Origin of the sequence: Arthrobacter sp. 9E16, assembly GCF_002929435.1 — a bacterium.
Lineage (GTDB): Bacteria > Actinomycetota > Actinomycetes > Actinomycetales > Micrococcaceae > Arthrobacter_B > Arthrobacter_B sunyaminii.
Window position 1 is genome coordinate 92,703 of the sequence record NZ_PJIU01000001.1, and the last position, 12,440, is coordinate 105,142.

Sequence of the window (12,440 nt, forward strand, 5' to 3'; positions counted from 1 at the left end):
GCGGTTGACGGATGCTGATTTCCTTAGCGCCAGGTCCCGATGCCAATGACAGGGCCGGCTTCAAGCCACGAGGACAGGCCTGTGTAAACCTCATACTTCATGGCCACGAGGAATTCCATGCCCTGGTATTCCAGGGTGACGATGATGGCGCCCGGCTGGATGCGGGCCCGTTCAGCCTCCGTGGGCTGCCGCCAGCTTCCTATCTCCAGCGAGCTGCGCAGGAACCGATGCGGCGGCCGCGGGCTGAGCGAGATAAGGCGCAGCCATTCCAGATGGGTGTCCGTATAACGACAAACCCCCATCTGCCACCCGCGGGGCGGAAAGCAGATGGAGGCGTCAAAAGTACCCAGGGCGCGCCGCAGCTGACTGCGGCGCACCCCGAACAGAACTACTGCCAGTACCAGCAGGAACAGGAGCCCTGCCAGCGCAATGAACAAATAAGAGCTGCTCATTGGGAAGGGTCAGCGAGTCCCAGCGTTGGCTGCGTCGTTCATCTGAGCGTTGTCAGCGACAATCACTACGCGGTTGCTGTCGACGGAGAAGAAACCACCGTCAACGTTCACCGTGAAGCGGGCACCGGAGACCGGCTCGATGGCCATTTCGCCCTCGGCCAGAATGGCCAGCAGCGGGGTGTGGCCGGGAAGAATCCCGACGTCGCCCTCACTGGTGCGTGCCTTGACCATCTTTGCCGCGCCGGACCACACGAAGTGGTCCGCTGCGACAATCTCAACTTCGAGTTCAGCAGTGTTCGCCATAGGGCTTACTTCCCGGTCTGCTCTTGGATCTTCGCCCAGTTGGCCATGACATCGTCCATGCTGCCGACGTTGAAGAAGGCCTGCTCGGCGATGTGGTCCACGTCGCCGTCGCAGATGGCCTTGAAGCCCTCAATGGTTTCCTTGATGGAGACCGTGGAGCCCTCGACGCCGGTGAACTGCTTGGCGGTGTAGGTGTTCTGCGACAGGAACTGCTGGATGCGGCGTGCACGTGCCACAACAATCTTGTCCTCTTCGCCGAGCTCGTCGATGCCGAGGATGGCGATGATGTCCTGCAGTTCCTTGTTCTTCTGGAGGATCTGCTTGACGCGGACTGCCGTGTCGTAGTGCAGCTGGCCCACGTACTGCGGGTCGAGGATGCGCGACGTGGAGGTCAGCGGATCCACGGCCGGGTACAGGCCGCGCGAGGCGATTTCACGGGAAAGTTCCGTGGTGGCATCCAGGTGCGCGAACGTGGTGGCCGGAGCCGGGTCGGTGTAGTCATCAGCAGGCACGTAAATGGCCTGCATCGACGTGATGGAGTGACCCTTGGTGGACGTGATGCGCTCCTGCAGGAGACCCATCTCGTCGGCCAGGTTCGGCTGGTAGCCCACAGCGGACGGCATGCGGCCCAGAAGCGTTGAAACCTCGGAACCTGCCTGCGTGAAGCGGAAGATGTTGTCGATGAAGAGCAGCACGTCCTGGTTCTGCACATCGCGGAAGTACTCCGCCATGGTCAGGCCGGACAGGGCCACGCGCAGACGCGTTCCCGGCGGCTCATCCATCTGGCCGAATACAAGGGCGGTGTCCTTGAGGACGCCTGCCTCTTCCATTTCAACCCAGAGGTCGTTGCCTTCACGGGTACGCTCGCCAACACCGGCGAATACCGAGGTACCACCGAAGTTGCGGGCCACACGGGTGATCATTTCCTGGATCAGCACGGTCTTGCCGACGCCGGCGCCGCCGAACAGGCCGATCTTTCCACCCTTGATGTACGGGGTGAGAAGGTCGATCACCTTGATGCCGGTTTCCAGCATCTCGGTGGAGCCTTCGAGGTCCGCGAAGTTCGGAGCCTTGCGGTGGATGGGCCAGCGCTCGGTGATCTCCAGCTGATCTTCAGCGACATCCAGGGGTTTGCCCAGGACGTTGAAGATGTGGCCCTTGACGCCGTCGCCTACGGGGACGGAGATCGGTGCGCCGGTGTCCTTGACGGCTGCGCCGCGGACCAGGCCGTCGGTGGCCTGCATGGAGATGGCGCGCACGAGGTTGTCGCCGAGGTGCTGGGACGTTTCGAACGTGATGGTCTTGGTCTCACCGTTGAGCGTCAGCTCGGTGGTGAGGGCGTTGTAGATGGTGGGGATTGCGTCAGCCGGGAATTCGACGTCGACAACCGGGCCGATGACACGGGCGATACGGCCGGTGGCACCCGAGGCTACGGAATCAGATCCGTGCTCGACAGTTTGGGCAGTCATCTCTCTCACTTCACTCAGTTAGATGGCGTGTGGACTAAGTTTGCTTTGGTGGAACGGGTCCTGGAGCCGGGGCTAGGACGCGCTGAGCGCGTCGGCACCGGCAACAATTTCGGACAGTTCCTGGGTGATCTCGGCCTGACGGGCGTTATTGCGAAGTCGCGTGTACTTCTTAATAAGGTCGGAGGCGTTGTCCCCTGCGGACTTCATTGCGCGCTGGCGGGCTGCGAGCTCGGAAGCGGCTGCCTGAAGCATGGCTGCGAAGATGCGCGACTCGATGTAGCGCGGCAGCAGTGCGTCAAGAACCTTTTCGGGCTCCGGCTCGTACTCGTACAGAGGCAGCAGCTCAGTCTCGGACTGTGCTTCTTCCTCAACAACCTCCAGCGGCAGCAGGCGGATCACCGTTGGTTCCTGAACAACCATCGACTTGAAGCGCGTGTAGACAATGTGGATTTCATCCACGCCGCCGTCTTCGTAGTCTGTGTTGAAGTCATCAAGAAGGGCCCTGCCGATTTCGCGGGCCGTTTCGAAGTCAGGTGCGTCGGTGTTTCCGGTCCAGACACGTGCGGATTCCCGGTCACGGAAATCGTAGTACGCCTGTGCCTTACGTCCCACCAGGTAGGTCTTGACCTCTTTGCCCTCTTCACGGAGCAATTCGACCAAGGATTCGCTCTGCTTGAGCACACTGGCGGAGTACGAACCAGCAAGACCACGGTCGGAGGTCATAACCACCATGGCTGCCCGGCGGATCTGCTCCGGCTCGGTAGTCAGCGGGTGATCGATTTCCGACTGGGACGCCACAGCAGAAACGGCACGGGTGATCGCATTGGAGTACGGCAATGACGCAGCCACACGGGTGCGTGCCTTTCCAATGCGAGAGGCAGCAATCAGCTCCATCGCCTTGAAGATCTTCTGCATCGACGTCGTCGAAGCGATCTTCTGACGGTAGACCCGAATTTGGGCTCCCATACTTTTCCTTTCAGTTCCTAGCGTTTGAACTAGGGGCTAAGGCATAGGCCAGGTGTTCCGCGTCCGGGCCGTGCGGCCCGGACGCGGAACACCTAAGCCGCTAGCGCTTCTGCTTGACGATCTTTTCCTGGTCAACAGCGTCTTCGCCCAAGGCGGCGTACTCTTCGTGGCCGGCGGCAACCATGTGGTTGTCGCCCTCCCCGAAGAAGCCTTCCTTGAAGGAGACAACGCGCTTCTTGAGTTCCTCCACAGTGGAGTCCTCAAGCTTGCCCGTCTGTGCCAGGGTGGTCAGGACGGACGTGCTGTGCTTCAGGTGGTCGATGAACTCGCCTTCGAAGCGGAGCACGTCTTCCACGGGAACATCGTCCAGGTAGCCGTTGGTGCCGGCCCAGATCGAAACAACCTGTTCCTCAACCGGGTACGGAGCGTACTGACCCTGCTTGAGGAGTTCCATCAGCCGCGCACCGCGGGTGAGCTGCTGGCGGGTGGCTGCGTCCAGGTCCGAAGCGAACATGGAGAATGCCTGCATGTCGCGGTACTGGGCCAGTTCCAGCTTCAAAGTACCGGAAACCTTCTTCATGGCCTTCTGCTGTGCAGCACCACCGACGCGCGAGACGGAAATACCGACGTCGACGGCGGGGCGCTGGTTGGCGTTGAAGAGGTCCGACTGAAGGAAGATCTGACCATCGGTGATGGAGATGACGTTGGTCGGGATGTAAGCCGAGACGTCGTTTGCCTTGGTTTCGATGATCGGCAGGCCGGTCATCGATCCTGCACCGAGCTCGTCGGAGAGCTTGGCGCAACGCTCCAGCAGGCGGGAGTGCAAGTAGAAGACGTCACCGGGGTAGGCTTCGCGTCCCGGCGGGCGGCGCAGCAGCAGCGACACGGCACGGTAGGCTTCAGCCTGCTTGGAGAGATCATCAAAGATGATCAGGACGTGCTTGCCGCCGTACATCCAGTGCTGGCCGATGGCCGAACCGGCGTACGGTGCCAGGTACTTGAAGCCTGCGGGGTCGGATGCCGGGGAGGCCACGATGGTGGTGTACTCCATGGCGCCGGCCTCTTCGAGGGTGCGCTTGATCTCAGCAACCGTGGACGCCTTCTGGCCGATGGCTACGTAAATGCAGCGCACCTGCTTCTGGACGTCGCCGGATTCCCAGTTGGCCTTCTGGTTGAGGATGGCGTCAACAGCAATGGCGGTCTTACCCGTCTTGCGGTCACCAATGATCAGCTGGCGCTGGCCGCGGCCGATCGGGATCATGGCGTCGATTGCCTTGAGGCCGGTCTGAAGCGGTTCGTGAACCGACTTGCGCTGGGTTACGCCGGGTGCCTGGAGTTCCAGTGCACGGCGTGCCTCGGCCTGGATGGGGCCCATGTCATCCATGGGCTCGCCCAGCGGGTCGACAACGCGGCCCAGGAAGGCATCGCCCACGGGTACGGACAGGACTTCACCGGTGCGGTGAACTTCCTGGCCTTCTTCGATCCCGGCGAAATCGCCGAGTACAACGACACCGATTTCACGGGTGTCAAGGTTCTGGGCCAGGCCCAGTGTGCCGTCCTCGAACCGAAGCAGCTCGTTTGCCATGACGGAGGGCAGGCCCTCCACACGGGCAATGCCGTCGCTGGCGGTTGTTACGCGGCCAACTTCAACGCGCTCTGCGTTTCCGGGTTCGTAGGACGCCGCGAATTCGTTCAACGCATTACGGACGTCGTCGGCGTTGATGGTCAATTCGGCCATCTGCAGTCCCTGCTCTCCTGTGTTGTGATCATCGCTTGGTGCCGATGACCGTGATTAATTCTCAAATGATCTTGAACTGGTCTCAACCGTCCCGCGGGACGGCTAGACCGCGAGCTTCCGACGGAGGTCGGACAGACGGGAAACTACTGATGAATCCAGTATCTCGTCCCCCACTGCGATCCGCACGCCGCCGATCAGTGACGGGTCAACGTCGGCGTTGATCTTCAACTCACGGCCGTAGAGTCCATTAAGAGAGGACTGCAGACGCGAAAGCTGCTCTTGGGTCAACGGACGGGCGGCCCGAACCTCGGCGATCCAGCGCTTCTGGCGCCCGGCAACGAGCTCCAGGAAGCGTGCCACCAGGGCACTGGGCTTCAGGCCACGCGGATGCGTGACCGCCTGGCGGATCAGTACCAGTGCCGCAGGGCTGGCCCCGGGCACAATCTTCTCGGCCAGCGTAATCTTCGCTTCAGGCGAGGCCTGCGGCTCGGACAGTGCACGCTGGAGTTCGTGGCTGGAAGCCACCACCCGGTTGAACCGGATGAGATCGTCTTCCAGTGCATCGAGGCCGACAAGCCCTGATCCCCTGTTTTCTGCCGTTGCCGAAACAACAGTGGCAGCCAGTTCCTCGAGCGCATCACCCAAGTCACGCGGAGACCGCCAACGCGAGGAGACCAGATTGGCTGCAATGGCTTCAGCGTCGGCTGAAACCTTTCCGCCTACCAGCTGTGAAACCAGCGCCGCCTTGGCATCGCTTTCACGGGCGGGATCGGTCAGCGCACGCCGGACACCGGCGCTGCTGTCGAGAACGCCCAGGATTCCAAAGAGTTCCTCTGCCAGCGACAGGGACGCAAACGGAAGCTTGGCTTCCAGCTGCTGCCGTGCCGCGGCGAGTGATTCGCTCGATACTCCTGCCATTACCTAGCTGCACCTGCGTTCTCGTTTTCCAGTTCCCCAAGGAAACGGTCAACCACGCGGGCAGCGCGGGCGTCATCCTCGAGCGTCTCGCCGATGATGCGTCCGGCCAGCTCGGTTGCCAGGGTGCCAACCTCAGCACGGAGCGACGTTACGGCCGCCTGCCGTTCTGCGGCAATCTGCACCTGGGCCTGCTCGGTGATCCGAGCGGATTCAGCAGCAGCTTTAGCCTTCAAGTCCGCAAGAATCTGAGCGCCTTCGGCGCGTGCTTCCTCACGGATGGCGTTGGCTTCTGCCCGGGCATCTGAAAGCTGTGCCTTGTACTCCACCAGCGCTGCGCTGGCCTCGGCCTGGGCCTTCTCCGCTTTGGCAATGTTGCCTTCAATGGCTTCAGTGCGCTCCGCGTACGTCTTTTCGAAGCCCGGAACCACAAACTTGACGACGATGAACATCAGTATGGCGAAACTGATTCCCGTCACCAGGATTTCCCAGACGTTGGGAATCAGGGGGTTGGCGCCCTCAGAGGCTGCCAACATAATTACCTGATCCATAATGCACCCGTCCTATCTGCTTGGTGGGTCAGTCGGTTCGGACTAGACAATGAACGCGAGAACCAGACCAAGAATAGCGAGTGCTTCGGTCAGTGCCAGGCCAAGGAAGGCGATGGGCTGAAGGACGCGCTGTGCCTCCGGCTGGCGTGCAACGCCGCTGATGTAAGCGAAGAAGACGAGACCCACACCGATGGCGCCGCCGATTGCGGAGAGACCATAGCCGATTGCGTTGAGGCTACCTGCGATTTCCATGTTGATTTTTCCTTTCAAGATGCCCTGAGGGCAGGTTGCTTGGGGTTTCCCCGAAGGGGAAGTTTAGTTATCCCGGAGGGGAAGCTTAGTGATCGTCTGCCAGTGCGCCCTGGATGTAGATGGCGGTAAGCAGGGTGAAAACGTAGGCCTGGAGCACCATGATCAGTGCTTCAAGCATGTACATGGCGATGCCGCCAACCAGCACCAGGACAGACGAGGCCTGGAGGATGATGTTGTCCTGGAGAACCAGGAGGTATTCAATGCCGGCGCCGGCAAGCATGACAATCAAGTGCCCGGACATCATGGTGGCGAACAAACGCAGGCTGTGCGTGATCGGCCGGACCAGGAAATTGGAGATGATCTCAATGGGAACCAGAACGGGGAGGATGTACCACGGCACGCCCGAGGGCACTGTGGCCTTCACGAAGTACTTCATTCCGTGCTTCTTGATGCCAACACCGATCCATGTGAAGTACACGATCGCGGCCAGCAGGTAAGCACCGCCCGGGTGGGAGAAGCTCGGCAACTGAATGAACGGAATGGCACCGTAAATGTTGTTGACGATGATGAAGAAGAACAGCGCGAAGAGGAAGGGGACGAACTTGAGGAAGTCCCGCTCGCCGATCACATCCTTGGCGATGCCGTTGCGGACGAATCCGTAACCGAATTCGCCCAGGAACTGCAGGCGTCCCGGCACCAGCTGTCCCTTCCGGGAAGCTCGAACAAAGATAACGGCAATGATGATGACCGAGAGGACGACCAGCAGCATCTGCTTGCCGACACCGGTGCCGTAGTCCGCGCCCCACGGGAAAATCTCAGGGAGGTGCATTTCTTCAATGGCCGGCGGAACGAATCCACCTTCATTAGTGGCCGGGAGTGCAAGCGCGATCAACGCGTTTCCTCTCTGCTGTGTCCTTCATCGGGCGTGTGAATCGGGGCAATACTGGTTGCCCGCTCTAAAAACTGTGGCATTACTGTTCGGCTTCTTCACGGTTGTGGGCTGGATGGCCGACGCTGGCTTTCGCAGGTTTGCTTCCGGTCAGGCCGTGGACTTTGGTCAGATAGAATCCGGCGGCTGCTCCAAAAAGGATACCGACGAGCACCAACCACTGAGTCTCGAACAGATTGTCCAAAAACCACCCTATCAAACCCCAGGCGACGATCCCGCCAATGATGTAGCTGAAGACGCGCATGCCGGAGTCGTACGTGTTTTCGGGATCGTAATCAGGCTTTTCAGGCATCCATTTTCCCTTTGACTGATGTTTCTTCCCCCGCATTGTCGTCGTACAGCTGGAAACGAATCCGGGAGAAGGCACGGATTTCCGCAACCTGCCATACCACCACGGTCAGAAGCGCAGCGGTAAAGAACCACGTTGCCTCAAGCCAGGCCGGCCTGCCGATCAGAAGCAGCACCGCAGCAAAAACAGCCACTTTGACGATGTAGATCAGCGCAAACATGGCCATCGCGCCGTGCGGGTTGTCCCGGCCCACCACATGGACAATCAGCAGGCTGACGCCGCTGAAAGCAATGACGAGGGCCCAGCCAAACAGCACGCTGCCGACACCTGCGGTCCCGTCTGCGACCAGGGACGCAACGATAAGGACTGCGGCAACCAGGCCGGTCCACATCATCGCGGTGCGGAAGATGCGCAGCCACGGATTCAGGGTGGGCCCTGAAGCGACAAGGGGACGTCCAGTCTGGGCACCGTCTGCGGGGCTCATAACTTTAGACATCCTTCGGGCTGGGGCGGGAATTTGTGCCGCGTATTCTTCGCGACTCTTGAAATTCTACAGCACATAGAAGTCGCCTCCGCCCGGGAGGCGTCACATACGCTCACACCCGGGCGCGCCGCCGGCCGAAGACCTTCGGAGAGAATAGGTAAAACACCACTACGGCGGCGGCAAAGAGCGTCAGCGCAATTTTGGGCACATCCTCCGCTTCGGCGAGAACGAGGCCCGCTCCCCCGGTCAGCAGGGTGCAGGCGGTCACCACGCCGGCGGACTGGAGATGGCTGAGACCAACGTCGGTCAGCCGCTGGTAGACATGCTGGCGGTGCGCGGCATACCAGCGTTCACCCCGGCTGATGCGCAGCAGGAGGGTAGAGAAGGTGTCAGCGAGATAAATGAGGATCGGGAAGAGGAGATATTCCACAGGAACCCCAGCCAGGAAGGCGGCAACCGCAATTCCGGAAACGCAGGCACCCAGGAGGTAGCTGCCGACGTCGCCCATGAACACCGAACCGCGGCCCAGGTTCCACGGCAGGAACGCTGCAAAAGCGGCAGCGGTGACGGCGCCGGCCACCGTCATCCACACGTGGTCATTGAGCTGGCCGGCAACGGCGTAGAGGACGCCGACGGCGATGCCGTGCAGTCCGGAGATCCCGTTGACGCCGTCCATGAAGTTGGCGACGTTGATGTAGGCGGCAATGGCAAGGGCCCCCACCGGAACCCACCAGTAGCTTTGCTCCATGGTCCAGACAAGTGCGGTGGTTCCCAAGATGCCAAGGAGCAGCTGAAGTCCGGCCCGGACCCGGACCGACAGGCCGCGGAAGTCTTCGACCCAGCCCAGGAGTGACGCCGCGGCGATAACGGCCATCAGGATCGCCATGATGGACCGGTCAATGGCAACCAGTCCGGTCAGCAGGGATAGGCCCGTGCCCAGCAGGACACCCGCGGCGATGGTGACTCCCACACCGCGGATGATGACCTTGCTGTGCGAGGAGCGCTCGTTGGGGATGTCCAGGACGCCAAGGCGGCGCAGGAAAGGTATGAAGAGGAAGGGCAGCAGCAGGCTTGCGAGGAAGGCTGCCCCAATGCACAGGGCAAGGAGCATTAGCCGGTCCGCCGTTTCGCTGTTCCGTCGCTGCGGGGGCGGCGGGCAGTGCGTTCGCCGGGAACCGCGCCTCCGATTTCCGTGACCGGGGGCAGGATTTCACCGTGCGAATCCACACCGCACTTGTGCAGCCAGTCTTCGAATTTCAGGTCCGACGGGTTCAGTTCATCCACCGCAGTATGGGAAATCTTGGGATGCAGCGGACGGGAGTCATCTTCACCGGTGCCCACCAGGATTTCGTGCATCTTTTCGCCCTGGCGAAGCCCTGTGAACACAATCTCTATGTCCTTGCCGGACATGGCAATCATCCGTTTTGCGACGTCGAGGATCTTCACCGGCTCCCCCATGTCCAGGATCAGGACTTCTCCGCCGCGGCCGATGGCCCCGGCCTGGATCACCAGCTGGCAGGCTTCGGGGATGGTCATGAAGAACCGGGTCACTTCCGGATCGGTCACGGTCAGCGGCCCGCCCTGCCGGATCTGCTCGGTGAACAGGGGCAGCATGGAACCCCGGCTGCCGATCACGTTGCCGAACCGCACCGACACGTAGCGGTCCTGGGTGCTGTGCGCCATCCAGGCGGTGAGTTTCTCGGCCACCCGCTTGGAGTGCCCCAGCACCGTGGTGGGGTTGGCTGCTTTGTCCGTGGAGATGTTGACGAAGTACTTGACCTTGGCCTTCTTGGCGGCCCGCAGGACGTTGGCGGTTCCCAGCACATTGGTCTTCCAGGCTTCCTGCGGATACTGCTCCAGCAGGGAAACATGCTTCAGCGCTGCGGCATGAAACACGACGTCGGGACGGCGTTCGGTGAAAATCTGCTCCAGCGCTGCGGGATCGCGGATGTCCGCCAGGACGGTGTCCCTGCCGTTCAGCAGGCCGTGTCCGGTGATGGACAGCTGGGTGAGCTGCAGCCCGGTTTCGTCGCGGTCCACCATAATCAGCTCGGCCGGATCAAAGGCGGTGATCTGGCGGCACAGCTCGGAACCGATGGATCCGCCCGCTCCGGTCACCAGGACCTTGCGGCCGGTGAGGTAGCCTGCCACCTCCTCCACATGGATATCCACGGGACGGCGGCCGATCAGGTCCTCAACGGCAACCTCGCGGAAATCGGTGAGGCCGGCACCGGCGCCCTTGCTCAGCATGTCCTTCAGCGGCGGCAATACCAGTACCCGGAGGTTCAAGCCCTCAGCATGGTCGGTGACCTCGCGCACCTGGCGGGCTTCGACGTCGGCGATAGCAATAATCAGAATGGAGGCGCGGGTGCGCTGGACAACCTCGCGCAGGTCCTGCAGCCGTCCCAGCACGGGCACGGTGGACAGCCGGAGGTGCTTTTTCGCCGGATCATCGTCGATCAGGCCAACGGGATAGTAAGGCGAATCCGGGTCCTTCATCATCCGCGTCACGAGGGAACTGCCCAGGAAACCGGCGCCGTACACCAGCGTCCGCTGGGCCTCGTCGCCCGGACGCGCCTTGCCCTCGACATACATCCGCTTGAGGTAGCGGATGGCGGCCATGAACAGGCAGGCAAACGGGAAGGCGATCATGCCGGTGCTGCGGGGAATGTCGATGGCCAGGCCAAAGAGCGCACTGACGATGACGAGTATGGCGGAGACAACCAGCGTGACGATGGCCAGCAGCCGCATCTCGTGGAAGCTTCCGAAGCTGTACCTGCCGCGGTAAAGCGCGAAGGAATAACCCACGATCAGCTGCACCAGCACGGCCACGCCGCAGAAGACGGCGACACCCCCGGGATTGATCTGGTCCACCGTGAGCTCGTACCGCAGCACCAGCGCCAGGACGATGGCCACGATCCAGGCCAGAGAGTCCAGAATGTACTGCGTCCACAGCCACAGGGCGGGCCTTTCGCCGCGGAAAGGACCGCTCTCGTCCGTGCTTGTCTGCCTCATAATCCTCAACGGGTAGTTCCCCGGTTCTCTTCTCGGTGATTGCAACACTGTTCGGAAGAATCCGGTGTAATAGACTGGAATCTCATCAGCATTCTAACTGCACACCCTGCTCCGTTCGGCTTGGGCCGCTCATCCGGGTTGCCTCGAAAGGATCATTTTGCCGGACTCCGTGGCCGTAGCAGCAGTAACGTTCGACCGCCCCGACGATGTGTCCACTCTGCTGGACTCGCTGGCTGCCCAGAGCGCCAACATTACCTCGGTGGCCTTGGTGGATTCAGGGAAGACGCCGGTTCAGGATATCGCTGAAGCTTCGTCCGCGCCCGTTACGTACGTTCGGTCCAACACAAACCTTGGGGGCGCCGGCGGTTTTTCGCTGGCCATCCTTACCGCCATGGCTTCCGGGGCGGACTGGATCTGGATTATGGACGACGACGCACATCCGGAGGATCCGAACTGCCTCGCTGCCCTGCTTGAGGCCGCCCAGAAGCACCACATGGACGTGGTCCTTCCGCTGGTCGTGGCTCCCGGGCACCCTGACACTCTGTCCTTCCACTTCCGGTTGGACGGCAAGCTGACCCATGACCGCGCGCAGGTGGAGAAGCTGGGCTTCATCCCCGACGTCGGGCATTTCTTCAACGGTGCACTGATCCGCGCCGACGTATTCTTCCGTGTGGGCCTCCCGGATCTGCGCCTGTTTATCCGCGGGGATGAGACCGATTTCATGATCCGGCTGCGGCGCGCCGGAATCCGGTTCGGAACCGTGACCTCCGTAGCCCTGACCCACCCGGCGGCGTGGGCCGAAGTGCAGCAGGTTGCCGGTGAACGGCTGCACGTGCTGGTTCCCGAAAATGCCTTCAAACAGTTTTATTTCTACCGCAACCGCGGTCACCTGACATGGAAATACAAGCGGCTGCGCTCCTTCGCCGCTGACGCGGTGGGCTATCCCGTCCACTTCGCCAAGACCCGCGATCCGCGGGGCTTCGCCGCCTGGCTGCGTGCCTACGCGGCCGGGATGCGCGGACGCCGCTTCGGACCGCCGTCGGACTTCGGCTTCTGA

General features: G+C 61.6%; 14 protein-coding genes. 1 reads left to right on the forward strand and 13 read right to left on the reverse strand.

The annotated features are described in order from the left end of the window. Positions 1 to 23 precede the first annotated feature (23 nt). The 13 genes from CXR00_RS00410 to CXR00_RS00470 all read right to left on the reverse strand — a co-directional run bounded on the left by CXR00_RS00410 (position 24) and on the right by CXR00_RS00470 (position 11,383). On the reverse strand, positions 24 to 452 hold the full coding sequence (locus CXR00_RS00410; RefSeq protein WP_104052448.1) for a DUF2550 domain-containing protein: 429 nt from the start codon (positions 450 to 452) through the stop codon (positions 24 to 26). Positions 453 to 461: 9 nt separating this feature from the next. Next, positions 462 to 755 carry a F0F1 ATP synthase subunit epsilon gene (locus tag CXR00_RS00415; RefSeq protein WP_104052449.1) on the reverse strand — a complete coding sequence of 98 codons (294 nt, stop codon included), beginning with the start codon at positions 753 to 755 and terminating at the stop codon, positions 462 to 464. 5 nt (positions 756 to 760) lie between these two features. Further along, positions 761 to 2,224 (reverse strand): F0F1 ATP synthase subunit beta, encoded by a 1,464-nt coding sequence (gene atpD, locus CXR00_RS00420; protein ID WP_104052450.1) that lies wholly within the window; start codon positions 2,222 to 2,224, stop codon positions 761 to 763. Positions 2,225 to 2,296: 72 nt separating this feature from the next. Further along, a complete protein-coding gene (locus CXR00_RS00425; RefSeq protein ID WP_104052451.1) occupies positions 2,297 to 3,190 on the reverse strand; it encodes a F0F1 ATP synthase subunit gamma in 894 nt (297 codons plus the stop codon). Between the two features lie 100 nt (positions 3,191 to 3,290). After that, positions 3,291 to 4,928 carry a F0F1 ATP synthase subunit alpha gene (gene atpA / locus CXR00_RS00430; RefSeq protein ID WP_104052452.1) on the reverse strand — a complete coding sequence of 546 codons (1,638 nt, stop codon included), beginning with the start codon at positions 4,926 to 4,928 and terminating at the stop codon, positions 3,291 to 3,293. 102 nt (positions 4,929 to 5,030) lie between these two features. Beyond that, a complete protein-coding gene (locus tag CXR00_RS00435) occupies positions 5,031 to 5,846 on the reverse strand; it encodes a F0F1 ATP synthase subunit delta (protein ID WP_104052453.1) in 816 nt (271 codons plus the stop codon). Beyond that, positions 5,846 to 6,394, reverse strand: coding sequence for a F0F1 ATP synthase subunit B (locus CXR00_RS00440; RefSeq protein WP_104052454.1), 549 nt, complete (start codon positions 6,392 to 6,394; stop codon positions 5,846 to 5,848). Before CXR00_RS00440 ends, CXR00_RS00435 begins: the two co-directional genes overlap by 1 nt. A 42-nt stretch (positions 6,395 to 6,436) precedes the next feature. Next, the gene (locus CXR00_RS00445; RefSeq protein ID WP_181032239.1) at positions 6,437 to 6,646 is read right to left on the reverse strand and encodes a F0F1 ATP synthase subunit C; all 210 of its coding nucleotides are present in this window, start codon (positions 6,644 to 6,646) and stop codon (positions 6,437 to 6,439) included. A gap of 85 nt (positions 6,647 to 6,731) precedes the next feature. Then, positions 6,732 to 7,538, reverse strand: a complete 807-nt coding sequence (gene atpB, locus CXR00_RS00450; RefSeq protein WP_104052456.1) for a F0F1 ATP synthase subunit A — start codon at positions 7,536 to 7,538, stop codon at positions 6,732 to 6,734. Positions 7,539 to 7,617: 79 nt separating this feature from the next. Next, a complete protein-coding gene (locus CXR00_RS00455) occupies positions 7,618 to 7,887 on the reverse strand; it encodes an AtpZ/AtpI family protein (protein WP_237687161.1) in 270 nt (89 codons plus the stop codon). After that, positions 7,880 to 8,368 (reverse strand): hypothetical protein, encoded by a 489-nt coding sequence (locus tag CXR00_RS00460; RefSeq protein ID WP_237687160.1) that lies wholly within the window; start codon positions 8,366 to 8,368, stop codon positions 7,880 to 7,882. Before CXR00_RS00460 ends, CXR00_RS00455 begins: the two co-directional genes overlap by 8 nt. Before the next feature lie 112 nt (positions 8,369 to 8,480). Continuing rightward, entirely contained in the window at positions 8,481 to 9,479 is a 999-nt protein-coding gene (locus CXR00_RS00465; RefSeq protein WP_104052459.1) for a UDP-phosphate glycosyltransferase, read from the reverse strand. Next, on the reverse strand, positions 9,479 to 11,383 hold the full coding sequence (locus CXR00_RS00470) for a nucleoside-diphosphate sugar epimerase/dehydratase (protein ID WP_104052460.1): 1,905 nt from the start codon (positions 11,381 to 11,383) through the stop codon (positions 9,479 to 9,481). The genes CXR00_RS00465 and CXR00_RS00470 overlap by 1 nt, the downstream gene beginning before the upstream one ends. Before the next feature lie 157 nt (positions 11,384 to 11,540). On the opposite strand from CXR00_RS00470, the gene CXR00_RS00475 reads away from it, so the two are divergent. Further along, on the forward strand, positions 11,541 to 12,440 hold the full coding sequence (locus CXR00_RS00475) for a glycosyltransferase (protein WP_104052461.1): 900 nt from the start codon (positions 11,541 to 11,543) through the stop codon (positions 12,438 to 12,440).

Bases quoted from the DNA above. Each gene is read 5' to 3' on its own strand.
- CXR00_RS00410 (WP_104052448.1), bottom strand. From the start codon at position 452: ATGAGCAGCTCTTATTTGTTCATTGCGCTGGCAGGGCTCCTGTTCCTG.
- CXR00_RS00415 (WP_104052449.1), bottom strand. From the start codon at position 755: ATGGCGAACACTGCTGAACTCGAAGTTGAGATTGTCGCAGCGGACCAC.
- CXR00_RS00435 (WP_104052453.1), bottom strand. From the start codon at position 5,846: ATGGCAGGAGTATCGAGCGAATCACTCGCCGCGGCACGGCAGCAGCTG.
- CXR00_RS00465 (WP_104052459.1), bottom strand. From the start codon at position 9,479: ATGCTCCTTGCCCTGTGCATTGGGGCAGCCTTCCTCGCAAGCCTGCTG.
- CXR00_RS00440 (WP_104052454.1), bottom strand. From the start codon at position 6,394: ATGGATCAGGTAATTATGTTGGCAGCCTCTGAGGGCGCCAACCCCCTG.
- CXR00_RS00425 (WP_104052451.1), bottom strand. From the start codon at position 3,190: ATGGGAGCCCAAATTCGGGTCTACCGTCAGAAGATCGCTTCGACGACG.
- CXR00_RS00470 (WP_104052460.1), bottom strand. From the start codon at position 11,383: ATGAGGCAGACAAGCACGGACGAGAGCGGTCCTTTCCGCGGCGAAAGG.
- CXR00_RS00460 (WP_237687160.1), bottom strand. From the start codon at position 8,368: ATGAGCCCCGCAGACGGTGCCCAGACTGGACGTCCCCTTGTCGCTTCA.
- atpD (WP_104052450.1), bottom strand. From the start codon at position 2,224: ATGACTGCCCAAACTGTCGAGCACGGATCTGATTCCGTAGCCTCGGGT.
- atpA (WP_104052452.1), bottom strand. From the start codon at position 4,928: ATGGCCGAATTGACCATCAACGCCGACGACGTCCGTAATGCGTTGAAC.
- CXR00_RS00445 (WP_181032239.1), bottom strand. From the start codon at position 6,646: ATGGAAATCGCAGGTAGCCTCAACGCAATCGGCTATGGTCTCTCCGCA.
- CXR00_RS00455 (WP_237687161.1), bottom strand. From the start codon at position 7,887: ATGCCTGAAAAGCCTGATTACGATCCCGAAAACACGTACGACTCCGGC.